Source organism: Paenibacillus pinistramenti (assembly GCF_005869875.1).
GTDB classification, from domain to species: Bacteria; Bacillota; Bacilli; order Paenibacillales; family Paenibacillaceae; genus Fontibacillus; species Fontibacillus pinistramenti.
Window position 1 is genome coordinate 26,774 of the sequence record NZ_VAWG01000022.1, and the last position, 22,795, is coordinate 49,568.

17 protein-coding genes, 1 tRNA gene and 1 other annotated feature are annotated in these 22,795 nt (G+C 53.4%); of the genes, 1 reads left to right on the forward strand and 17 read right to left on the reverse strand.

Annotation, left to right across the window (positions count from 1 at the left end; translation table 11 throughout):
* Positions 1-51 precede the first annotated feature (51 nt).
* Positions 52-328, reverse strand: a binding site (T-box leader).
* Positions 329-508: 180 nt separating this feature from the next.
* The 17 genes from FCN15_RS17360 to FCN15_RS17440 form a co-directional block, all read right to left on the reverse strand.
* Positions 509-2,140, reverse strand: a complete 1,632-nt coding sequence (locus tag FCN15_RS17360; RefSeq protein WP_138496246.1) for a LysM peptidoglycan-binding domain-containing protein — start codon at positions 2,138-2,140, stop codon at positions 509-511.
* 187 nt (positions 2,141-2,327) lie between these two features.
* Positions 2,328-3,248: an RluA family pseudouridine synthase gene (locus tag FCN15_RS17365; RefSeq protein WP_138496247.1), complete on the reverse strand. Its 921-nt coding sequence runs from the start codon at positions 3,246-3,248 to the stop codon at positions 2,328-2,330.
* Positions 3,248-4,549: a glutamate-1-semialdehyde 2,1-aminomutase gene (hemL, locus tag FCN15_RS17370; protein WP_138496248.1), complete on the reverse strand. Its 1,302-nt coding sequence runs from the start codon at positions 4,547-4,549 to the stop codon at positions 3,248-3,250. The genes FCN15_RS17365 and hemL overlap by 1 nt, the downstream gene beginning before the upstream one ends.
* Before the next feature lie 77 nt (positions 4,550-4,626).
* Complete coding sequence (gene hemB / locus FCN15_RS17375) at positions 4,627-5,628, reverse strand: porphobilinogen synthase (protein ID WP_138496249.1); 1,002 nt, start codon at positions 5,626-5,628, stop codon at positions 4,627-4,629.
* Positions 5,629-5,652: 24 nt separating this feature from the next.
* Positions 5,653-7,191: a uroporphyrinogen-III C-methyltransferase gene (cobA, locus tag FCN15_RS17380; RefSeq protein WP_138496250.1), complete on the reverse strand. Its 1,539-nt coding sequence runs from the start codon at positions 7,189-7,191 to the stop codon at positions 5,653-5,655.
* Positions 7,192-7,197: 6 nt separating this feature from the next.
* Positions 7,198-8,154 (reverse strand): hydroxymethylbilane synthase, encoded by a 957-nt coding sequence (gene hemC, locus FCN15_RS17385; RefSeq protein ID WP_138496251.1) that lies wholly within the window; start codon positions 8,152-8,154, stop codon positions 7,198-7,200.
* 5 nt (positions 8,155-8,159) lie between these two features.
* Positions 8,160-8,804: a precorrin-2 dehydrogenase/sirohydrochlorin ferrochelatase family protein gene (locus FCN15_RS17390; protein ID WP_138496252.1), complete on the reverse strand. Its 645-nt coding sequence runs from the start codon at positions 8,802-8,804 to the stop codon at positions 8,160-8,162.
* Positions 8,805-8,811: 7 nt separating this feature from the next.
* Complete coding sequence (gene ccsA, locus FCN15_RS17395) at positions 8,812-9,636, reverse strand: cytochrome c biogenesis protein CcsA (RefSeq protein WP_238996734.1); 825 nt, start codon at positions 9,634-9,636, stop codon at positions 8,812-8,814.
* A 17-nt stretch (positions 9,637-9,653) separates the two neighbouring features.
* Positions 9,654-11,036, reverse strand: a complete 1,383-nt coding sequence (gene hemA / locus FCN15_RS17400; RefSeq protein WP_138496254.1) for a glutamyl-tRNA reductase — start codon at positions 11,034-11,036, stop codon at positions 9,654-9,656.
* Between the two features lie 219 nt (positions 11,037-11,255).
* Complete coding sequence (gene yihA, locus FCN15_RS17405) at positions 11,256-11,864, reverse strand: ribosome biogenesis GTP-binding protein YihA/YsxC (RefSeq protein WP_138496255.1); 609 nt, start codon at positions 11,862-11,864, stop codon at positions 11,256-11,258.
* Between the two features lie 33 nt (positions 11,865-11,897).
* Entirely contained in the window at positions 11,898-14,234 is a 2,337-nt protein-coding gene (gene lon / locus FCN15_RS17410) for an endopeptidase La (protein WP_138496256.1), read from the reverse strand.
* Between the two features lie 201 nt (positions 14,235-14,435).
* Positions 14,436-16,166 (reverse strand): ATP-dependent protease LonB, encoded by a 1,731-nt coding sequence (gene lonB / locus FCN15_RS17415; protein ID WP_138496257.1) that lies wholly within the window; start codon positions 16,164-16,166, stop codon positions 14,436-14,438.
* Positions 16,167-16,352: 186 nt separating this feature from the next.
* On the reverse strand, positions 16,353-17,471 hold the full coding sequence (gene ispG / locus FCN15_RS17420; protein ID WP_138496258.1) for a flavodoxin-dependent (E)-4-hydroxy-3-methylbut-2-enyl-diphosphate synthase: 1,119 nt from the start codon (positions 17,469-17,471) through the stop codon (positions 16,353-16,355).
* A 124-nt stretch (positions 17,472-17,595) separates the two neighbouring features.
* Positions 17,596-18,852, reverse strand: coding sequence for an ATP-dependent protease ATP-binding subunit ClpX (gene clpX, locus FCN15_RS17425; RefSeq protein ID WP_138496259.1), 1,257 nt, complete (start codon positions 18,850-18,852; stop codon positions 17,596-17,598).
* A gap of 16 nt (positions 18,853-18,868) precedes the next feature.
* Entirely contained in the window at positions 18,869-19,456 is a 588-nt protein-coding gene (clpP, locus tag FCN15_RS17430) for an ATP-dependent Clp endopeptidase proteolytic subunit ClpP (protein WP_138496260.1), read from the reverse strand.
* A 312-nt stretch (positions 19,457-19,768) separates the two neighbouring features.
* Positions 19,769-21,073 carry a trigger factor gene (gene tig, locus FCN15_RS17435; RefSeq protein ID WP_138496261.1) on the reverse strand — a complete coding sequence of 435 codons (1,305 nt, stop codon included), beginning with the start codon at positions 21,071-21,073 and terminating at the stop codon, positions 19,769-19,771.
* 209 nt (positions 21,074-21,282) lie between these two features.
* Positions 21,283-22,128, reverse strand: a complete 846-nt coding sequence (locus FCN15_RS17440) for a hypothetical protein (RefSeq protein WP_238996733.1) — start codon at positions 22,126-22,128, stop codon at positions 21,283-21,285.
* Positions 22,129-22,358: 230 nt separating this feature from the next.
* Between FCN15_RS17440 and FCN15_RS17445 the strand changes: the two genes are divergently transcribed.
* Positions 22,359-22,432, forward strand: a tRNA-Arg gene (locus FCN15_RS17445).
* The last annotated feature ends 363 nt before the right edge of the window (positions 22,433-22,795 follow it).

Below are 22,795 nucleotides of genomic sequence, written 5' to 3' on the forward strand. Positions count from 1 at the left end.
TCCTGTATTGGTCTGAAGATAACGTCAGAAATGCAAAAAAAGCCCTTCGTCTCAAAGGACGAAAGGGCTCGATCTCTCGCGGTACCACCTTTGTTTCGCTTGAACAGGCATAGCTGCGGTATGTAAGCTGAAGCAGCAGGCCGTACTCAAACGACACTTTAGCGCAAGGTAACGGTTGCGAAACGGCCTGTTCTAACCTGGATCTCATCACGGCTTCAAACAGGCAACTTACGGGCGACTTCAGCGGCTGTTTCCTGCGGAATCTCACAGCAAGTGATTCCACTCTCTGAAGGTCATACGGCCTACTCTTCCCGGTCATCGTCTTTGACTATAGTCCATCATAACTTTCTTGCCGGACATAGTCAATGGCGGGACGCGGAAACCCGCGCCCGTTTGAGCGTTCAGGCTTCAGCCAGTGGCGGATAAAGGATTGCGGGTAACAAACTACGATCAATAAAGACTTGACAAAGGACTGCGGCAAAGACTGCAGCAAGGGATTGCGGACAGCTTACGGCAGGTACAAAATCTGGCCTGCGGAAATGTTCTGCTCCGACAACCGGTTGTGCAGCAGAAGCTCCCGCGCGCTTACGCTGTAGCGGTCGGCAATTTCGTCGATCGTCTCCTCGCGCTGCACGATGACCATCCGCACTTTGCGGAAAGAAGAGGCATCATCCAGGCTGGAAATAAAGGCCTGCTTCCAGAGCCGGTCTTCCCGGTCGGTGTGGTAAAGCTCCTCGGCCGGCTGTTCCGTTTCCTGCGAGCGCGAATCCTCTGAATCCTTCCCTTTGGAAAAGGAATGCAGCAGCTTGCTGAAGCCAAAATGCTCGCTGCCTGAGGCGGCCGGTTTATTTTTGCTGCCCAGCGCAATTTTGGGCTCAGCCGGCTTCTCGGCTTCCGGAGCCGTATTCTCCTCTGATGGGGCTTGATTATTCTCGGCCGGAAGGTTCCCGGGGAGGACATTTTCCTGCTCAGGCGCCGTCTGCTCCGGCAGAACATTCTCCGGCGCATTCTCTTCGGCAGGCTTCACCTCTGTCCCCTTCTCCTTGGCAGCAGGAGCCTGCTTCTCCTCCGTTTGCTTCGGTACTGTTTGTTGAGGTACTGTCTGCTGAGGTGCTGTCTGCTGCGCTTCCGTTTGCTTCGGCGGCTCCTCCGAACGGCGGGCGGCAGCCTCGGCAGCGAAGGCGTTGTTTGCACTCCCCGCCTGGAAGGCATTTTCCGCTAACGGAGAATCAAGACGCCATACCGGAATTTCAGATGAGAACCCGGACGAGAATTCAGATGGAGACGGCTCTTGAGCGGACGATTCGAATTCGTTCACAGCCTCCTGAGAGGCAGATGCCTGTGCCGGAACGTCCCCAAAGATGCTCCAGCCGCCCTGCTCCTGAGAAGAAGACTGGTCAAGCGCGGCAAAGCTGATCTTCGGCAGAGCTTCCTGCGGGAAGCTGAACGCCTCAGGCTCTTCTTGTCCAAAACGCGCAAAATCTGTCAGGCTGTCTGCAGTAAATGGGTCACCGCCGGCAGCGCCAGGCTCCTCCTCCAGAAATTCCAGATCGTCATCTGCCTGAGCAGCCGTACTCGAAGAAACGTAGACCTCCTTGGAGGAAAAATCAGCGGAAGACTCAGCCTGCGCCGGGCTTTCCGGTGCTGCCTGTTTATCCGCCTGCAAAGTCGATGCGTCCGCAGTGATCCAAGGGTCATTTGGCAGATTAAAGCTGTCGCTCTGCTCGTAAGAAACCGTGTATTCACGATTGGTCCAGTCCTGGGCAGCAGGGGTGAAGGCAGCAGCCGTTTCAATGCCCTGCAGCGACAGCACGCCGGTTACGTTCAGACTCCGCTCGTTCAAGAGATCCACATCGAAATTCTCAATTTCGACAGAGATGTCCTCCAGCCGGTTGACGCGGTTCAGCGGAACCGTAATTTCAACCGGGATGAGATGGGACAGCTCACGGGATTCTCCTTCCCCGCGGTAAAGACCTGTAAGCAGCAAATGACCGCGAAGCGTGGCGTAATCCTCACCGGAAAATACCTGAATCCGCGGGTAAAGCTCAATCTCTTCCAACTCGTCAATGCCGGTCTCTTCTGCCGATAAATGGACACGTTCATAAATATCAAATCTCAAACCGTAAGACTGATCAGACAAGGGCACATACCTCCTTTTTACGCTTGCCAAAACGGGATTCTTCGCTTGTAACAAAACAACGAAGCTCAATCATCGCTCGTTTCTATCTATATGCCGCAAAAAGGAGAGCATGCCATTCTTTTGGCCTACCCTGAGAATTCATAGTTCACTACACTGCTGATGAATTAATGAAGCATGGCTAGCAGATTCAACTTCTGAGCAGCGCCAGCTCCCTGTCCAACCGGACAAGCTCCGGCGGCCACGGATCTCCAATCGAAACAATCTCCCCGGTAACAGGGTGTTCAAATGTCAGCTGTTCGCCGTGCAGCGCCTGATACGCAAGCTGTCCGCCTTTGGCTCCATACAGCTGATCACCAATTAGCGGGTGACCTGCATACGCCATATGCACGCGGATTTGATGCGTTCTTCCCGTTTCCAGCGTGAGGCGGACGAGCGAGGCGGCTCCCCTGCCTGTTCCGTATACGGCGAGCCGCTCCACATGGGTTACAGCGCTCTTGCCGCCTGGCGAAACCCGCTGCCTGCGGCTGTTGTGACGGTCTCTGCCGATCGGCGCATCGATTACTTTCAGCGCAGGGTCAACGGCGCCCTCCACCCAGGCTGCGTAGGTGCGCCCGATTTTTTTGGCGGCCATGGCCTCATCCAGCTTCAGCTGGGCCCATTCATTTTTGGCATACAGCACAGGACCGGAGGTATATTCATCAAGCCGGTGAATATGGCGCACAGCCGCGCGCTCGCCGGCATCCCGGTAATGAGCCGCTACCGCATTGGCCAAAGTCGTCTGGCGTTTGTCCTCCCCGTCCGGGTGAACCTTCATCCCTGCAGGCTTGTGCGCTACAAGGCAGTAATCGTCCTCGTACAGAATGGAAGCCGGCTGCGCCGCAGGCTCAAAGCCGAATTCCCGCTCAGGAAAAACTCTAACTCTAAGCCGGTCTCCCGCCAGCTTGATGTCTCCGCCTGACCATAAACGCTTGACCAGCTTCTCCGGAATACCGGCATCCTTCTCCAGCCAGACGAGGGCAGCGGCCATCCGGTCCTCAGTTCCTCTTAACGCCTTCCCTGGCGTAAGCTCCAGCCACTCTCCCCTGCGCTGTCCGAATCTCCCGCTCATTACAGACGCTGAAGGGCGCGGCGGTGCGCTTCGATCGTATCGTCAATATCAGCTTCCGAGTGCACGCCGGACACAAACATGCCTTCAAACTGGGAAGGAGCAATGCTGATGCCTTCATCCACCATGGCTGCAAAATAACGGCGGAACAGATCGAGGTCGCTTGTTCTGGCCGTGTCAAAGTTAACAACCTTCTCACTGGTGAAGAATGGGCAGACCATGGAACCTACCCGGTTAACCGTACATGGGATGCCGCGTTCCTTCGCATTTTGCTCAAAGCCGCCCTGCAGGCGCGCCGACAGGGTCTCAAGACGGTCGTATACCTCCGGTGTCAGGAGGGACAAGGTCGTGAATCCGGCGGTCATCGCGAGCGGATTGCCGCTCAGCGTACCGGCCTGATAGATAGGGCCCGACGGCGCCATCTGCTCCATGATCTCCCGCTTGCCGCCGTAAGCACCGACCGGAAGTCCGCCGCCGATCACCTTGCCAAGGCAAGTCAGATCCGGCGTCACGCCGAACCGGCCCTGCGCGCAGTTCAGGCCGACGCGGAAGCCGGTCATTACTTCATCAAAAATCAGCACGCTGCCGTACTGCTCGGTCACGCTGCGCAGGCCTTCCAGGAAGCCCGGCTGAGGAGGCACTACGCCCATATTTCCGGCTACAGGCTCCACAATGATACCGGCAATTTCTTCGCCAAACTTTTCAAAGGCCAGCTTGACGGTCTCCAAGTCGTTGTACGGCACTGTAATCGTGTTGGCCGCTACCCCTTCAGGTACGCCGGGGCTGTCCGGCAGTCCCAGAGTGGCAACACCCGACCCTGCTTTGATCAGCAGGCTGTCCGCGTGCCCGTGGTACGAGCCTTCGAACTTGAGGATTTTGCTGCGGCCGGTATATCCGCGTGCCAGCCGGATCGCGCTCATCGTTGCCTCGGTTCCGGAGTTGACCATCCGGACGATGTCGATTGAAGGAACACGCTCGGCAACCAGCTTGGCCATTTCCGTTTCCAATAGGGTTGGCATGCCGAAGCTGGTGCCTTTGGCGGCTGTTTCCTGCAGGGCTTGTACCACTTCCGGATGAGCATGTCCCATAATCAGCGGTCCCCAGGAGCCTACGTAATCAATAAAAGAGTTCCCGTCGATATCATAGATTCTGGAGCCTGCACCGTGATCGGCATAAATCGGGGTTAATCCAACAGATTTGAAAGCACGGACAGGGCTGTTGACGCCGCCCGGGATGTACTGTTTGGCTTCTTCAAAGGCTGCTTGTGACTTGGTGTCGAGGCGTTTCGATTGTTCTGTACTCATGTCATTTTCACTCCTTATTATGTAAGGAAGGCAGAGCTTCCAGCTTCTCCTGGGCTTCTGCCTTCACTTTTTTTGGATCAAACTTCCCGGAGCCAGCGGGCCATATCTTTCGAATAATACGTAATGATCATGTCAGCACCCGCGCGCTTCATGCCGAGCAGCATTTCCGTCACGATGGCACGCTCGTTAATCCAGCCCTGCATAGCAGCTGCTTTCACCATGGAGTACTCGCCGCTTACATTGTAGGCTACCAGCGGAAGGTCGAACTGGTCGCGCAGAAGGCGGATCACGTCCATAAACGCCAGGGACGGCTTCACCATCAGCATGTCCGCGCCCTCAAGCACGTCAGACTCAGCCTCGCGCAGCGCTTCGCGCACATTCGCAGGGTCCATCTGGTACGTTTTGCGGTCTCCAAACTGCGGAGCCGAATCCGCCGCTTCCCGGAACGGACCGTAGAAGGCGGAGGCATATTTTACGGAATAAGACATGATAGGGATGTGGGAAAAACCGTTCTCATCCAGCGCATGGCGGATCGCCTGCACAAAGCCGTCCATCATGTTGGATGGAGCAATAATATCCGCGCCGGCGCGGGCCTGGGATACAGCTGTACGGGCCAGCAGCTCGAGGGATTCATCGTTCAGCACATCGCCGCATACATGGCCGTCCCGCTCAAAGGTGTGCACCATGCCGCAGTGGCCGTGGTCCGTGAACTCGCACAGGCAGGTGTCCGCTACAACCAGCAGGTCCGGATATAGCGATTTGATTACCCGCGTCGCTTCCTGCACAATGCCGTCCTCTGCAAAGCCAGAGCTGCCGACCGCATCTTTCGTTTCCGGAATGCCGAACAGCAGCACCGCTTTAATGCCGAGCTCGGCAATCTCCTTAACTTCATCCTTCAGGGTATCCAGCGAAAAATGGTAGACTCCGGGCATGGACGGGATTTCTTTCTTGACTCCGGTACCGTAGGTGACAAAGATAGGCTGGATGAAATCGTCCACCGTCAATACCGTTTCACGGACAAGACTACGGATATTCGCGGACTGCCGCAAACGCCGGTGACGTACAATGGGGAAAGACATATTTAAACAGCTCCTTAGTTTGATCTATGTTTTATGATTTAACCGGCACAGCTCCTCAACCAGGCTGTCGATGGTGGATTCCTCGGCCGTGACAGTTACCCGGAGCCCGCAGGACTCCGCCGTTTTGGCTGTGATCGGCCCTATGCAGGCGATTGCCGAGCGGTTCAACACGGAAGCCGGATCAGACAAGCCCATTCGTTTCAGCATTGCGATGAGGTTGGTTACCGTGGACGAGCTTGTAAAAGTTATGATATGAATGCTGTCTTCCTCAAGCAGGGAAATCAGCTCGTCGTCGTTCTCTTCAGGCACAACTGTGTCATAAGTGACCATCTCCGTTACTTCCAGGCCTTTCCCGCGCAAAGCCTCAGGCAGCCATGAACGCGCCAAATTGCCGCGCGGCAGCAGCGCCTTCTGTCCGGACTCCCATTCCTCGCCAAGCAGCTCTGCCAAGCCCTCAGCCTGAAAACGTTCCGGAAGCTCTTCAGTCACGATGCCGCGTTCCGCAAGCGCCGCCCGGGTAGCGGGCCCTACCGCAGCGATTCTCGCCCGGTACAGCAAGCGGATGTCGACGCCGGACTGCTGGAGATGGCGGAAGAAGAACTCCACCCCGTTGACGCTGGTGAAAAATACCCAGTCATACTCGCCCAAGGCGGATAAGACCTGGCGGCTATGCTGCAGCGTCTCCTCTGACACTGGCATTACGGTTTCGATAACGGGACATTCGTAAGGCTCCCCGCCGAGCTCCTCGATCCGGCGGACAAGCTGGCTTGACTGCGATCTCGCCCGGGTGACGAGCACGCGTCTGCCGAACAGCGGCAGCTCCTCCGCCCAGCGCAGCTCCTCGCGCTGCAGCACAGCCTCACCAACCACGATGACAGCGGGCGGCTGGAAATTGGCGGCAGCCACTTTGTCCTCAATATCCGCAAGCGTCCCCGTCAGCGTCTCCTGCTCGGCTCTTGTTCCCCAGCGGACCAGCGCCACAGGCGTCTCGGGCGAACGGCCATGCTCCATCAGCTGTCTGCTGATATAGCCGATCTTCGCAACCCCCATCATGAAGATCAGCGTGCCGGTCGCATTCGTCACCTTGTCCCACTTAATGGAATGGTCCAGCTTGTCAGGACTTTCATGGCCGGTAATGATGGAGAGTGATGAAGCCAGGTCGCGGTGAGTTACAGGAATACCTGCATACGCCGGAACGGCAATCGATGCGGTAACCCCCGGTACGATTTCAAACGGGATGCTGTGCTTGCGCAGAAGCCCGGCCTCTTCGCCCACTCTGCCGAAGATCGTCGGGTCGCCGCCCTTTAGCCGGACAACGGTTTTACCTTCCAGAGCAAGATCTACGAGCAGCTGGTTGATCTCCTCCTGCTTCATCGTGTGGCGGTCCGGCCGTTTGCCGACGTAAATTTTGTCCGCCCCTCTTTTCATATGCTTCAACAGAGAAGGATTGGCCAGACGGTCATACACAACGACATCAGCCTGTTCGATACACTGCAGTCCTTTGACCGTAATGAGCCGCGCGTCCCCAGGACCCGCTCCTACCAGAAATACTTTTCCCGCCATCCGTTATCATCTCCTAATTTCAGCCAAAATATCTCCTGCCCCTTGGGCCATCAGCTTGTCCGCAACCTCTTTGCCAAGGCGTTCCGGATCCGTTCCTTTGATCGTCTCTTTCAGGATTTTGCTTCCGTCCGGCGATCCCACCATACCTGTTAAGGTCAGTTCGGGAGCCTGGCCCGTATTCTCTTGGTCAAATGACAGCTCTGCAAAAGCGCCGATCGGGATCTGGCATCCGCCGTTCAGCTCGCCCAGGAAGCGCCGCTCGGCCTGCACGGTCAAGGCTGTAGCCGGATCGTTGTACAGCGCCAGCAGCTCGCGCACTTCTTTATCCTCTTCGCGGCATTCAATGCCGAGCGCCCCCTGCCCTACAGCAGGAATGCAGACATCTGCCGGAAGGAAATAGCTGATCCGGTCGCTCCAGCCCATACGCTGAAGTCCGGCAGAGGCCAGAATGATCGCATCAAAGCCTTCCGTTTCCAGCTTGCGCAGTCTGGAGTCGATGTTGCCGCGCAGGGATTCGATTTGAAAATCCGGACGGAGCGCCTTCAGCTGGCTCGCCCGGCGTAGGCTGCTAGTGCCGACCTTGGCGCCGACAGGCAGATCTGCCAGGGAGGTCAGGTTCTCATGCCTTGAAATGACGGCATCCCGCACATCCGCCCGGCGGGGAACCGCGCCGTTGATTAATCCGTCAGGGAGCCAGGCCGGCATATCTTTCATGCTGTGGACAGCCATATCAATTTCTTTGTCCAGCATGGCCTGTTCAATTTCTTTTACAAATAAACCTTTACCCCCAACCTTGGAAAGAGTAACGTCAAGGATTTGATCCCCCTTCGTTACGATCTTGCGGATTTCAAACCGGTAAGGGAGATGATTCTCCTCGCAGATCCGGGTCAAATCGTCGATTACCTGGCCTGTTTGGGTTAGAGCCAGCTGGCTTTGCCGGGTTCCTACTATAATTGTGCGCATGCTGTTCATCCTTTCACAATCCATTCGTCTATTTGTTCTTCCGGCCAATCCTGAAACTGCCCTGACCGGATTTGTTCCAAAATATCCAGTTCCGTCAATTTGTTCAGCAGCTCTGCCCTCCTGGCGGGCTCCTGAACCACCTGTTTGATCCGCTGCCTGACCCTGCGGCACAAAGACAGATAGATTTCAAACTCTTCGCCATAATGAGAGGCAAGCTCCTTCGCAATATTCCGCGACAGGGCCGGGCTGGCGCCGGAAGCTGATACTGAGAAGATCAGATCTCCGCGCCGCACCACCGCCGGCGTAATAAAATTGCCGTCCGCGGACCGGGCCGCCACATTTACAGGAATATGCAAATGCCCTGCTTCTTCCGCAATCAGCCGGTTCACCGCTTCATCAGGAGTGCAGGCAAAGACCAGGCCAGGCTGGGCGGAGATGAGGTCTCCAGCCGCATAATTTTTCCCAATCCAGGTAATCCGGCCTGCCTCGTGCTCTCTCTCCAGTTCGGAGCCCAGCTCCGGGCTGATGACCATGAGAGCTGCTCCGCCCTCCAGCAGCGGGGCTGCCTTTCTGGCAGCAATGCGGCCTCCGCCGACAATCACTGCCTTCAAGCCTTCGCAGTCAAGCATAATCGGAATATAGTATGCCATGTCCGGGCTACCTCCAATTCCAGCTGTGAAAGGCTGAGAATGAATTGCTCAGAAAGCTGACGATAATAACAGCATACCCCAGCAGCACCCATTTTGCCATCGAGACGCCTGTAGAACGCTTGTGTCTGCGGATGGCGAAGTAGAGCAGGTACACAACAAAAGAGCCAATGGTAAGCAGCATTTTAAAATCGAGGAAAGCCCCCCAGGTTCCTTCTCTTACTATAATAGCTCCCGCAATCAGCAGGGAAACCGCCAGCAGCGAAACGCCCCACAATACGGCCGCGGGAATGTAGCTGTCCAGGGATTCCAAACTGGGAAGCCGGCGCATAATGTCGCCCCATTTCTTCACTTTCAATCTGTGGTGCAAAAATAAATATAAAATGGCCAGCACCGCGGCCATCGTCAGCGCCGCAAAGCTTACCCCCGCCAGAACAATATGGAGCGTTAACAAGCTGTGCAGCACATACCCGTGCAGATAGGCTTCCTGACCCTCCGAGGAACCGAGACGGCTTGCCAGCAGTCCGATAAAACCGATCAGGCTGATCAGCATGACCGCGAGCTCACTCCTTGGCAGAAAAGTGAGTACGATTGAAGCGGCCATCAGGCACAGCGCTACGAGCTGCAGGTAGTCATAGGTGGAGAAAAAGGCTGACAAGCCTTCCTGCGCAATCCTTACTCCAAAAATAACCAGCATCAAAAGCAGGGAACAAGCAAGAAGCCCTGCGCCCATCCGCTTTGCTCCCGGATTGCGGTAGAAGCAATTCGAGAAGTAAAACAGAAGGCTCAGGGCATAGATATAAATAACAGCATCATCAATAATCGCAAGCTGCATCAAGGCTGCTCACCGCCTTATACGGACATCTGTGCCACAGGATATGAAACTTTGCCCGGAACCGAAGAGGTACGGACCTTATGTTCTTCTCCCGCTTCCCTGGCTTCGGACGGCTGTTTGCCGTCTTCAAGCAGCTGGTCTTCCAGCGCAAAAATTTGGCTGAACATGTCCAAAGCATCACTGCCGTTCTTCTCGGCAGCCATTTCTTTAATCCGGTTAATCGGATCATGCATCATCTGATTCACAATACTTCTCGTCAAGCGGCGGATTACGGTGCGCTGACGCTCATCCAGCTCCGGAAGCTTGTTGAACAAGCTCTGAAGCGTATCTTCATGAATCGTTGTCGCTTTCTCCTGAAGCGCGCGGATCACCGGCTTAACGCCAAGCGTCTGCAGCCACAAAGCAAATGCTTCCATATCCTGCATAATCATCACTTCAATCTTGGCTGCTTCGTTCCGGCGCATCGCCAGGTTGCTCTCTACGATGCCTTCCAGATCGTCAATATCATAGAGGAACACATTGGCCTGGCCCGCAATCAGTGGATCCAAATCCCGCGGAACGGCAATATCAATCATAAACATCGGCCGTGACGGCCGCTTCTTCATGGCCTCCGATACTTCGCTGGATTTCAGCACGTACCCTTCAGCACCGGTTGAGCTGATGACAATATCCACTTCACCCAGCCGCTGCGCCGCCTCATCCATTGTGCATGGCGTGCCGTTAAACTTCGAAGCCAGCTCCTGCGCGCGGGCCAGCGTACGGTTCGCCACAATAACTTCTTCCGCTCCATTGGCAAACAGGTGCTTGACTGTCAGCTCGCTCATTTTCCCAGCCCCGAGAATCATGACTTTCTTGCCGCTGAAGGAACCAAAGATCCGTTTGCCCAATTCAACAGCCGCATAGCTGACGGAAACCGCGCTTTCACCGATCGACGTTTCCGAATGCGCTCTCTTGCCGAGTGTAATGACCTGCTGGAACAACCGGTTAAAATAGGTGCCGGTCGCTTTCTCCTGCTGAGCTAATAAAAAGGCGTTCTTGACCTGGCCCAGAATCTGCGTTTCACCCAAAACCATCGAATCCAGGCCCGCTGCTACGCGAAACAGATGCTCGATGGCCTGATCCTCTTCGTATATATACAAATGCTGTGTAAACTCAGACTGGGGAACCCCAAACCACTGCTCCATAAAACTGCGGATAAAATACCCGCACATCGGCAGCCTGTCTACGACAACATAAAATTCAGTTCGGTTGCAGGTGGCGAGAAGAACGGCTTCCAATACACCTTTAATCTGCTTTAACTCCGCAAGCGCTTTGGGCAGATCCTGCTCTGCAAAAGTAAATTTCTCCCTTACCTCTACCGGCGCTGTGCGATAGTTTAATCCTACTGCCATAACGTGCATTGTAAGTTTCACCTGCCTATAAAAATAGTGCGTTAATCATTCCGATCGCGCTCTTAAGCAATGTTAATTATATCACACAACTCTCCGCTGTTACTGAAAGGATTATGAAATGTTTATGAAAAGTTGCTGGTTGAGAGTGACACCGTGCAGTTTTTATCGTTGCCTTCCTATATAAAAAATAACCATGGATTCCGAAAAATCCACAGTTATTTCTAATAATCAGCCCTCAATCTCTTCTTCGTCCACGGAAGAATATTGGCTAATGACTTCCCACAGTTCCTCTTTGCCCATTCCTTCCTCTGCAGAGAACATGATAATCGGGTCCCCGCCCCGCAGCAGCAGATCCTGCTTGATAATTTTCATATGCTTCTGCCAGCGGCTTTTCGGAATCTTGTCCGCCTTGGTTGCCACGATGCAGACCGGCAGCTCGTTGGCCTTGAGCCAGTCATACATCATGATATCGTCCTTGGTCGGAGGGTGTCTCAGATCAATGACTTGAATGACGAGCTTTAGCTGCTCACGGGTCAGCAGATAATCCTCGATCATTTTCCCCCATACGGCACGCAGAGTTTTGGACACCTTCGCATATCCGTAGCCGGGAACGTCAACGAAATAAAGGTCGTCGTTAATCCGGTAATAGTTCAAATGCTGGGTCTTGCCCGGCGTTGAGCTGGTGCGCGCCAGGTTCTTGCGGGATATCATCCGGTTGATCAGCGAGGACTTGCCAACATTCGAACGCCCTGCCAGAGCGATCTCCGGCAAGGCGTCGTCAGGATACTGATCAGGCCGGACCGCACTGATAATAAATTCGGCCTTTGTTACTTTCATATTCATAACTTCCATATTCAAAACAATCCCTTTCTAATGCACTTCGCTGTGCTGCACAAGCGCGTGCTCCAAAACCTGGTCCATATGCGAGACCGGTACAAACTCGACATCGTTCTTCACGCTGTCCGGTATATCCTTCAAATCGCGTTCATTATCCTTCGGAAGCAGGATCTTCTTATAACCGGCGCGGTGCGCCGCAAGCGATTTCTCCTTCAGCCCGCCGATCGGCAGGACACGCCCGCGCAGCGTTATTTCACCGGTCATGGCAATATCCTTGGATACATAACGGTTGGTCAGCGCGGAGATCAGCGCCGTTGCAATCGTAATCCCTGCTGAAGGTCCGTCCTTCGGAATGGCTCCTTCAGGAATGTGGATGTGAATATCGTTCTTCTCATGAAAATCAGCAGGAATGCCCAGCTCTTTCGCTTTCGAACGGGTATAGCTGAAGGCTGCCTGCGCCGATTCCTTCATCACATCGCCGAGTTTGCCGGTCAGGGTCAGCTTGCCGGAGCCCGGAACGACAGTAACCTCGATAACCAGCGTCTCCCCGCCGACTTCCGTCCAGGCAAGACCCGTTACCGTACCGATTTGGTCTTCAAGCTCGGCTACGCCGTAGCGGAAGCGGGGCGCGCCTAAATAATCCTTGATTTGGTCCGGCTCAATGACAATGTTCTGCTCCGGATTGGCGACGATTTGTTTAGCCGCCTTGCGGCAAAGTGCCGCAATCTGCTGTTCCAAATTCCGCACGCCGGATTCCCGGGTATATTCACGGATCGTCTTCAGAATCGCCTCGTTGCCGATCTCCAGCTGCTCTTCACTCAAGCCGTGGTCTTTCTTCTGCTTGGGCAGCAGGTATCTTTCTGCAATCTCAAGCTTCTCAAGCTCCGTATAACCGGGAATGTTCAGCAGCTCCATCCGGTCGAGAAGCGGTCTTGGAATATTGTGAACCGTATTGGCGGTCGTAATGAACATCACGTTAGAGAGGTCGAACGGCAGCTCAATGAAATGATCGCTGAACGTACTGTTCTGCTCCGGATCCAGCACTTCCAGCAGCGCCGCCGAAGGATCTCCCCGGAAATCAGACGCCATCTTGTCGATTTCATCCAGCAGGAAGACCGGATTCAGGGAGCCCGCTGTCTTCATGCCCTGGATAATACGGCCCGGCATGGCACCCACATACGTGCGGCGGTGCCCGCGGATTTCGGCCTCATCTCTTACCCCGCCCAGCGATATGCGGACAAACTCGCGTCCAAGGGAACGGGAAATGGAACGTGCAAGAGAGGTTTTGCCGACTCCCGGAGGACCCACGAGACACAGGATCGGCCCCTTAAGCTTCTTGACCAGCTTCTGAACGGCCAGATATTCAAGCACACGCTCCTTCGGCTTGTCGAGTCCATAATGATCTTCATTAAGGATGGCTTCCGCATTACCCAGATCCAGGTCATCTTCCGTCTTCTCATTCCACGGCAGACCTAACAGCCAATCCACATAGTTGCGGATGACTCCGCCCTCGGCTGAGCTTGCCGGCATCTTCTCCAGACGGTCGATTTCCTTCGCGGCCTTCTCTTTGACTTTCTCCGGCAGATTCTTCTCCTCCATCTGGCTGCGGAGTTCATCCGCTTCACCGGCGCGGCCTTCCTTGTCGCCCAGCTCCTTCTGGATCGCTTTCATCTGCTCACGCAGGTAGTACTCCTTCTGTGTCTTCTCCATTTGTTTCTTGACGCGCTGGTTGATCTTCCGCTCCAGCTCCAGCACTTCACGTTCGTTATTTAAAATGTCCAGCAGCTTCTCCAGGCGGGTGCGGACATCGATCGTCTCCAAAATTTCCTGCTTCTCCTTGATCTTCAAGGACAAATGGCTTGTGATGACGTCTGCCAGCCTTCCGGGCTCCTCGATATCCGAGACTGCCGCAAGCGTTTCAGGCGTTACCTTCTTCGATAGGTTAATATAATGCTCAAACTGAGTCAGCAGGGTGCGCATCAGGGCGTCCACTTCAGAATCAGAGCTTTCTTCTTCCGGACGTTCCTCGGCAATAACCTCGTAGAACTCGTCGTTATCTAAATATTCGGTGATTTCTGCCCGTTCCAGGCCTTCAACCAGTACACGGATTGTGCCGTTGGGTAGCTTCAGCATCTGCCTTACTTTGGCAACGGTTCCGATACGGAAAATATCTTCTTGCGTGGGCTCTTCAATGTTCACTTCTGACTGAGAACACAGGAGAATCAGGTTGTCTTCAACCATCGCTTTGTCCAGCGCCTTAACGGATTTCTCACGGCCTACATCCAGATGGAGAACCATACTGGGGTAGACGAGAATACCGCGCAAAGGCAGCAGCGGAAACCGGCGGCCCTTGGATTTATGATGTCCCATTGCTTCGCACCTCCATTGGCTCCCTTTTACCATTGCCTGCCTGCTGTCTTACAGCTCTTTGCAGCAGCCATTGCAATATCATTCCTATTTTAGCAAATGTTCTTTTAAAACTCCAATTGATCACCTTCTACACCTTTGCCTTTATGGAAAAATAAAAAAGCAGCCTAAGGACAGTGTGTCCATTTAGGCTGCTTGGCCATCCTACATTTTGCCGGACTGGTTCGGCTTCGCATGAAGAAAAGGCGGATGAGCGGCAGGCGGCATAAAGAGCTCCGCCACACTTTTGGATGCCTGCTCCTCGCTTTCCTCGGGCTGATCCGGCCCGAAGATCCATCCGAAGGCCTCCTGGATTGTCTCGACCGGAATGACCTGAACACCTTCAAGCCCTTCGAACATCGAGTTCCAGTTCTCTTTCGGGATGAGCACTGTGGTTGCTCCGCTCTGGAAAGCGGCCTCCGCTTTCGCTACCACGCCGCCGATCGGCTTCACCTTGCCGTGAATGCCCAACTCGCCGGTCATGGCGATCTTGGGATTGACCGGCGTCTTGCGGATCGCGGAGACTACCGCTGTCGCAATCGCCAGCCCGGCAGATGGCCCGTCAATCGGCGTTCCGCCCGGGAAGTTGATGTGCAGGTCGAATTTTTCCGGCTCAACGCCGATACTCTTCAGCACAGTAAGCACGTTCTCGACCGAACCCCGGGCCATACTCTTGCGACGCAGGGTCCGGCTTCCTCCGCCGCCAAGCTCCTCCTCATCCACCACGCCGGTAATGTTGCAGACGCCCGGGCGGCCTTCCGGCGCCGGCACGGCTGTCGCTTCAATCTCCAGCAGCGTACCCATATTCGGCCCAAACACGGCAAGGCCGTTAACCACACCGATCTGCGGAAATTCGGCGACCTTCTTGTCCGGACGCGGAACAAGCTGGCTGCTCGTTGCGACCCATTCGAGATCGGACGCCGCCAGAGTGTTCCGCTTCTCGGTCAAAGCAAGGCCGGCCGCCAGCTGAACCATGTTAACCGCTTCACGGCCGTTTGTCGCATATTTCTTGACGACATCCACCGCTTCAGGGCAGGGCTGAAACCCGAGCCGCTTCACCGCGTCCTCGGCGATCTGCGCAATTTCCTCCGGAAGCAGCGGCCTAAAGAAGATCTCCATGCATCTGGAACGGATGGCCGGCGGAATTTCCTGCGGCGAACGGGTAGTTGCCCCTACCAACCGGAAATCGGCAGGAAAGCCGTTCTGAAATATATCATGGATAAACGCAGGCGTATTCGTATCCTCAGAGTTATAATAGGCACTTTCGAGGAATACCTTGCGGTCTTCCAGCACCTTCAGCAGCTTGTTCATTTGAACAGGATGCAGCTCCCCGATTTCATCAATGAACAGGATCCCGCCATGCGCTTTCGTTACCGCACCTGCCTTTGGCTGCGGAATTCCCGCTACCCCCATGGCCCCGGCTCCCTGATAGATAGGATCATGCACAGAGCCGATCAGCGGGTCGGCAATGCCGCGCTCATCAAAACGAGCGGTAGTGGCATCAATCTCGGTGAACTTGGCGTCTGACCGGAAAGGTGAAGCGGGATTCTTCTTCGCTTCCTCCATAACGACCCGGGCAGCGGCGGTTTTCCCGACGCCCGGCGGCCCGTAAACAATCACGTGCTGCGGGTTAGCGCTGCAGAGCGCAGCCTTGAGCGCGCGCAGCCCGTCTTTTTGACCCACAATATCCTTCATTGATGCCGGACGCGTCCGCTCGGCGAGCGGCTGGGTCAGCGATACGGAGCGCAGCTTGCGCAGCTTCTCCATCTCCTTGCGCGATTCGCGGTCTACCGCCGTACGGCTGCCTTTCTGGCTGCGCAGCAGATTCCAGAAATACATGCCGATAATAACGCCAAAGAACAAGTTGACGACCATTACGATGACGCTCAGATTCATGTTACACCAACCTTCCGTTTTCTTCTCGCTGTTCCTTTATTGACTAATACTTGGTAGTATAGCCTTTTCGGAAACGGCTAAACGTTAGGGGCTAATTTTTGCTCATATAAAATGATGAACCCTTTGCAGGAAGACTGGAAAAATAAAAAAACTGCCCGCCGAAGCGGACAGTCCGTATAAATTCTATTAAGACGGCTGAGCCACACCATGCTGCTTGCGGCCCGGAATTTCTCCCGTTTCTTCATAAGCCTTAACAATGTTGTCGATTTCCTTCTTCAGCTCGGAAAGCAGATCCGCTTCCGGCACTTTACGAATCATTTCCCCATAGCGGAACAGCAAGCCTTCGCCTCTCGCTCCGGCAATCCCGATATCAGCCTCGCGGGCTTCACCCGGGCCGTTAACGGCACAGCCAAGTACGGAGACCTTGATCGGAACCTTGATCTTTGAAATGTATTCCTCTACCTCATTGGCAATCGAGAACAAGTCGATATCCAAACGTCCGCAGGTCGGACAGGAAATCAAGGTTGCAGCATTCGAGATTAATCCGAACGTCTTCAGCAGCTCGCGGGCAACCTTCACTTCTTCTACAGGGTCCGCACTCAGCGAGATCCGCACAGTGGAGCCGATGCCCATGGACAGCAGCGCCCCAATGCCTGCAGAGCTCTTCACCGTTCCGGCAAACAAAGTACCGGATTCTGTAATGCCGAGGTGCAGCGGATAAGGAATAACCTCTGCCGCTTTGCGGTAAGCTTCAATCGCCATCGGCACATCGGAAGCCTTAAGCGACACGATTATATCATGGAAATCCAGCTCTTCAAGGATGCCAATGTGGTAAAGCGCGCTTTCCACCATCGCATCCGCAGTCGGATATCCGTATTTCTCAAGCAGATGGTTCTCCAGAGAACCGGCATTGACGCCAATCCGGATTGGAATGCCCTTATCCTTACATGCCTTTACAACGGCTTCCACCTTCTCACGCCGGCCGATATTGCCTGGATTAATCCGGACTTTATCAATGCCGTTCTCGATGGCCATTAAGGCAAGCTTATAGTTGAAATGAATGTCGGCAACAAGCGGAATATGAATACGCTTCTTGATTTCTTTAATTGCCGCTGCTGCTTCCTCATTGTTGACTGTTACCCGGACGACCTGGCAGCCCGCTTCTTCAAGACGTAAAATTTCAGCTACTGTCGCGTCAACATCTGCCGTCTTCGTGGTACACATGCTTTGAATAATGACTTCATTATTGCCGCCGATGGTCAAATTACCGACCTTAACCGGACGTGTTTGATGTCTTAGGTACATTAGCTTCCTCTCCTATAACGCCAAATCTCCACCCCTTGCCGGTTATTAGCCAAAGCTAGCTAAACCAGTAGAGGTGGAGGAATGGACATTTTATTCTTGGATCGCAGCTAAGCCAGAACCGGCCTTACGCGCTCTCTTCTTGTTTGTTATTCTTGCCCGATTTCAGTTCCGGAATGATCTTCTCTTCCACAACCTTCTCGGTAATCACGCAGCTTGTGATATCATCGCGGGATGGAACCTCGTACATAACCTCAAGCATAATGCTTTCGATAATGGCACGCAGACCGCGGGCACCCGTGTTGCGTTTAATCGCTTCGCGGGCAATCGCTTCAAGGGCCTTTGGTTCAAATTCCAGCTTCACATTATCCAGTTCCAGCAGCTTCTGGTACTGTTTAACAAGGGCATTCTTCGGTTCAGCAAGAATGCGGACAAGCGTCTTCTCGTCAAGCGGCTCCAGAGAGGAGATGACTGGAAGACGGCCGACAAATTCCGGAATCAGGCCGAATTTAAGCAGGTCCTCGGGGAGAACGAGCTGCAGGTATTCGCCCGGCTTAAGCTCTTTCTGCCCGTCGGAGGCAGCGTTAAAGCCGATTACCTTCTTGCCGACTCGGCGTTTGATCATTTGCTCGATGCCGTCAAATGCACCGCCGCAGATGAACAGAATATTAGTGGTATCGATTTGAATAAATTCCTGATGCGGATGCTTGCGTCCGCCCTGCGGAGGAACAGAGGCAACCGTTCCCTCCAGGATCTTCAGCAGCGCCTGCTGTACACCTTCACCGGATACGTCGCGGGTAATAGAAGGATTCTCGGACTTGCGGGCCACTTTATCAATCTCGTCAATATAGATGATGCCGCGCTCCGCCTTCTCAACATCATAATCCGCAGCCTGAATCAGCTTCAGAAGAATATTCTCAACGTCTTCCCCTACATAACCGGCTTCAGTCAGAGAGGTAGCATCAGCGATCGCAAACGGAACGTTCAAAATTTTAGCCATGGTTTGAGCCAGCAGCGTTTTACCGGAGCCGGTAGGACCAAGCAGCAAAATATTACTCTTCTGCAGCTCTACATCTTCAATTTTACTACCGGAATTAACACGCTTGTAGTGGTTATAAACCGCTACGGACAGCGATTTCTTCGCAGCATCCTGACCAATTACATATTGATCGAGAATTTCGCGGATTTCACGCGGCTTCGGAATCTCTTTCATGTCAAACTCTTCATCATGTCCGAGTTCTTCTTCCACAATCTCTGTGCACAGTTCAATACACTCGTCACATATATAAACGCCAGGTCCGGCAACTAGCTTGCGGACCTGATCCTGCGATTTACCGCAAAAGGAACATTTCAGCTGGCCTTTTTCTTCGTTAAACTTAAACATGACAACACCCCTTTATTCAAATATTAGGCTTATCAATCACTTTATCAATAATCCCATAAGCCTTAGCCTCATCGGCACTAAGGAAATAGTCGCGGTCTGTATCGCGCTGTATCTTCTCAAGGGGCTGCCCGGTCCGTTCCACATAAATCTGATTAACCTTCTCTTTCGTCTTCAGGATCCATTCGGCATGGATTCCAATATCCGTTGCCTGACCTTGAACACCACCCAGAGGCTGGTGAATCATCACTTCGCTATGCGGAAGAGCGTAACGCTTACCCGGGGCGCCTGCCGTCAGGAGCAATGATCCCATACTGGCAGCCAGACCTACGCAAATTGTGGATACGTCTGATTTAATATACTGCATTGTATCATAAATACCCATCCCTGCCGTGATAGAACCACCCGGGGAATTAATGTACAAATGAATGTCTTTGCCTGGTTCTTCCGCTTCCAGAAACAGCAGCTGAGCTACAACAAGATTAGCCACTTCATCATCAATTGCGCCGCTGAGAAAGATGATCCGGTCCTTAAGCAGTCTAGAGTAAATATCATACGACCGTTCTCCACGACTAGTCTGTTCTACAACCATTGGTACTAAGCTCATGCCACCGACCCCTTCTCCTATCATCTCATCAGCTACACCTGTATTCTAACATGTTCCAAGAGCCATGTCATTTTTCCCAAGATAAAGCTTTAGTGATACATTGTATCAGCAACAGCTAATTTATATGCTATGCGTTCTGCCTGTCAACCCGCTTAAGAGGTACCTCTTCTTCTTGGAATCATCCTTCTCGCTTCTCATTGAAGGATATACAATTCGTGCTCTCATTTGAAAAACGAAGGCACGCAAAAAATCTACGTGCCTTCCCCTTATTTCCATATGAAGATGTGACTTGATTAGATCCGGAAGTCCGGATTACTCAGCTGCAGCTTCTGTTTCTTTGCTGTTCGCTACAAGGAATTCAATTGTCTTGCGAAGTTGTACTTCTTCACGCAAGCTTCCCAAAGAACCATTAGAAGCAAGAATGCTCTTGATTTCTTCTTTAGAACGCTTGTACATGTCAGCCATGTTCGCCAGCTCTTGATCAATATCTTCCTCGCCAACTGTGATGTTCTCTTCTTTCGCAATTTGCTCAAGAACAAGGTTATTGCGGACGCGCTTCTCAGCGTCACCTTCCATTTGCTCCTGCAGCTCAGAAAGAGTTTGTCCGGAGAAGCTCAGGAACATATCCAGGTTCATACCTTGGGTGCGAAGACGGTTGTCGAAATCGCGGACCATGTTTTGAACCTCGCCAAGCACCATAGGTCTTGGAATGTCAACCTGCGCATTTTCGGCAACTTTCTCAACGATTGCAGACTCGCGTGCTGCTTCGTTGTCTTTCTGCTTGCGGGAAGCAAGCTCTTTCTTAAGGTCTTCTTTGTATTCGTCAAGCGTATCGAATTCGGATACGTCCTTCGCGAATTCGTCGTCCAGAGCAGGCAGCTGCTTGCGTTTGATTTCATGCAGTTTCACTTTGAACACGGCTTCTTTGCCGGCCAGCTCTTCTGCATGGTAAGTTTCAGGGAAAGTTACAACAACGTCCTTGAAGTCGCCAGTAGCCATACCGACTACTTGATCTTCAAAGCCTGGGATAAAGGAGCCGCTTCCCAGTTCAAGGGAATAACGCTCTGCTTGGCCGCCTTCGAATGGCACGCCGTTAACGGAACCGTCAAAGTCGATTACAACCGTGTCGCCGTTTTGAGCCGGTTCTTCATCAATAACGACCAGTTCAGCATGACGCTGCTGCAGACGCTCAAGCTCTGCGCTCAGTTCTTCTTCCGTAACTTCTGCGGATGCAGCCGGAACTTCGACCCCTTTGTATTCGCCAAGAGTAACTTCAGGTTTAACTGTTACTTTAGCTTTGAAAATAAAGGCTTGTCCTTTTGCAAATTGTTCAACGTTCACTTCAGGACGGTCAACAGGGAAAATATCCGTTTGTTCAACCGCTTCACCATATACTTCAGGGAGCAAAATGTCGATGGCGTCTTGGTAGAGGCTCTCCACACCGTAGCGCGCTTCGAAAATCGGCCGAGGCACTTTACCTTTGCGGAAACCAGGCACATTTGCTTTCTTTACTACTTTGTTAAAAGCTTTATCCAGCGCCGCCGCTACGCGTTCCGCTTCGACTTCAACCTCGAGAACGCCGAGGTTCTTCTCTATTTTTTCCCAAGTTGCTTTCATTTTATGCTTTCCCCTCCAAAAATTGTTCACATATTGACAATGAAAAACGATTTGATGTTATCGATTTCAGTCTTGTCCTATCGTATTTCACGTTTAGAATAACCACTATATTATATACAAGAATAGTTGATATTACAAGTGGGCGAAATCGGTCTGCCGGATGTCATCTTTTTCCTGAGCAGCAAGCCCTGCCGGATATTCAAGCCTGCTCATAATACCGCGCTTTCCGCCGCAAACTGCTTCATTGCCCGGTGAGCCTGCTCAAACCGCAAACGAAGAGAGCCCGTTATGCCGTATGCGGCCCTCAAGTCTTCGTCCGGTCCGCCGCTTCCTCCCTGCAGCGTTTCGGTCACCGTCTGATGCAGCGCCGCCGCCCAGATGTCCAGTGACGCGTCGTCTTCACGGGTGATTGAAGCGTATTCCGCCGTCCCGTAAATTCCCATAATGAACTGATACCAGAATTCCTGGGCAAAATAAAACATGGCCGGATCATGCACCTGAGCTTCCCGTCCTACCCTTTCCAGCACATCGCCGACAGCAGGCGGAAAATCCTCCAGTGTTAAGGGTACCGAATCAATGTCGATCGTTACCCGTCCGCGCGCCCTGATCAAATGAACCGTACCGCCCGCCTCACGCTTGCGAAGCGTCTGAAGGGCTCTGAACTGAAGCATCGGATGGCGTTCCCCGCGTTCCAGCCACTCCAAAAGCGCATCGTCAATCTCGGGTGACTGAATAAAGGCCAGCTGTTCAAGCGCAAGAAAGGTATGCTCGGACAAAGGCTTCTCCGTAACCGTTTGAAGCAGCTTGGCAGCATAATCCTTGTTCTCGGCAAATTTTGCCTCCGCGTGCTTCCGCGCAAAATCAGCTTCATGCTCCGGCTCCTCTTCCTCGGCCCCAGGCTTGTCCTTACCTGCTCCTGCCGAGGCGGGAAATGCTTCTTCCAGCCATTTCAGCAGCGCCCCCCATTCCTCATAATGGCGGTCATCCTGCACTTCGCACCGCAGCAAAAAGCGAAGCAGCTCCGCTGCTTTCGCGTAACATTCCGTTTCCAGCATACGGGTAAGCTCAACCTGGTAATAATCGAGCGTCTTCGGGAATAAAACTAGATTATCCTTGGCGCTCTGCTGATTCCCGTTAATATAGGCTCACATCCTTCCACCGTTCCTCAATGATTTGTAGATTATAACATACCGTTTATAAAAGTAAAAAAAGAGTCCTTCCGCAGAAACACCTTGCTAACTCCTTCAGGTTATGATATATTATTATTCGCTCGATTTTATTTTTTGTCCCAGTAGCTCAGCTGGATAGAGCAACGGCCTTCTAAGCCGTCGGTCAGGGGTTCGAATCCCTTCTGGGACGTCAAGTGAAAGCTCTCCTTTGGGAGAGCTTTTTTTTGCGTCCCGCGGGATGAGAACCCCGGAGAGGGGTTCGTCGAAGTGAGGCCATCCATTCACGGATGGCGGAACGAAGTCAGCCGCCTGGCGGCTGTACCCCGACTGGGACGTCGGTGTGCTATCCGGCAGGAGAGCTTTTTTACGTCCCGCGGGATGAGAACCCCGGAGAGGGGTTCGTCGAAGTGAGGCCATCCGATTCACGGATGGCGGAACGAAGTCAGCCGCCTGGCGGCTGTACCCCGACTGGGACGTCGGTGTGCTCTCCGGTAGGAGAGCTTTTTTTGCGTCCCGCGGGATGAGAACCCCTGGGGGGGTCGTCGAAGTGAGG

Excerpts from the sequence above, each read along its gene's own strand:
- hemL (WP_138496248.1), bottom strand. The coding sequence starts at position 4,549 with ATGAGTACAGAACAATCGAAACGCCTCGACACCAAGTCACAAGCAGCC.
- ccsA (WP_238996734.1), bottom strand. The coding sequence starts at position 9,636 with ATGCAGCTTGCGATTATTGATGATGCTGTTATTTATATCTATGCCCTG.
- clpX (WP_138496259.1), bottom strand. The coding sequence starts at position 18,852 with ATGTTTAAGTTTAACGAAGAAAAAGGCCAGCTGAAATGTTCCTTTTGC.
- FCN15_RS17365 (WP_138496247.1), bottom strand. The coding sequence starts at position 3,248 with ATGAGCGGGAGATTCGGACAGCGCAGGGGAGAGTGGCTGGAGCTTACG.
- lonB (WP_138496257.1), bottom strand. The coding sequence starts at position 16,166 with ATGAATCTGAGCGTCATCGTAATGGTCGTCAACTTGTTCTTTGGCGTT.
- lon (WP_138496256.1), bottom strand. The coding sequence starts at position 14,234 with ATGGGACATCATAAATCCAAGGGCCGCCGGTTTCCGCTGCTGCCTTTG.
- hemC (WP_138496251.1), bottom strand. The coding sequence starts at position 8,154 with ATGCGCACAATTATAGTAGGAACCCGGCAAAGCCAGCTGGCTCTAACC.
- yihA (WP_138496255.1), bottom strand. The coding sequence starts at position 11,864 with ATGAAAGTAACAAAGGCCGAATTTATTATCAGTGCGGTCCGGCCTGAT.
- FCN15_RS17390 (WP_138496252.1), bottom strand. The coding sequence starts at position 8,804 with ATGGCATACTATATTCCGATTATGCTTGACTGCGAAGGCTTGAAGGCA.
- tig (WP_138496261.1), bottom strand. The coding sequence starts at position 21,073 with ATGAAAGCAACTTGGGAAAAAATAGAGAAGAACCTCGGCGTTCTCGAG.
- hemA (WP_138496254.1), bottom strand. The coding sequence starts at position 11,036 with ATGCACGTTATGGCAGTAGGATTAAACTATCGCACAGCGCCGGTAGAG.
- clpP (WP_138496260.1), bottom strand. The coding sequence starts at position 19,456 with ATGAGCTTAGTACCAATGGTTGTAGAACAGACTAGTCGTGGAGAACGG.
- hemB (WP_138496249.1), bottom strand. The coding sequence starts at position 5,628 with ATGTCTTTCCCCATTGTACGTCACCGGCGTTTGCGGCAGTCCGCGAAT.
- ispG (WP_138496258.1), bottom strand. The coding sequence starts at position 17,471 with ATGTACCTAAGACATCAAACACGTCCGGTTAAGGTCGGTAATTTGACC.
- cobA (WP_138496250.1), bottom strand. The coding sequence starts at position 7,191 with ATGGCGGGAAAAGTATTTCTGGTAGGAGCGGGTCCTGGGGACGCGCGG.
- FCN15_RS17440 (WP_238996733.1), bottom strand. The coding sequence starts at position 22,128 with ATGCTGGAAACGGAATGTTACGCGAAAGCAGCGGAGCTGCTTCGCTTT.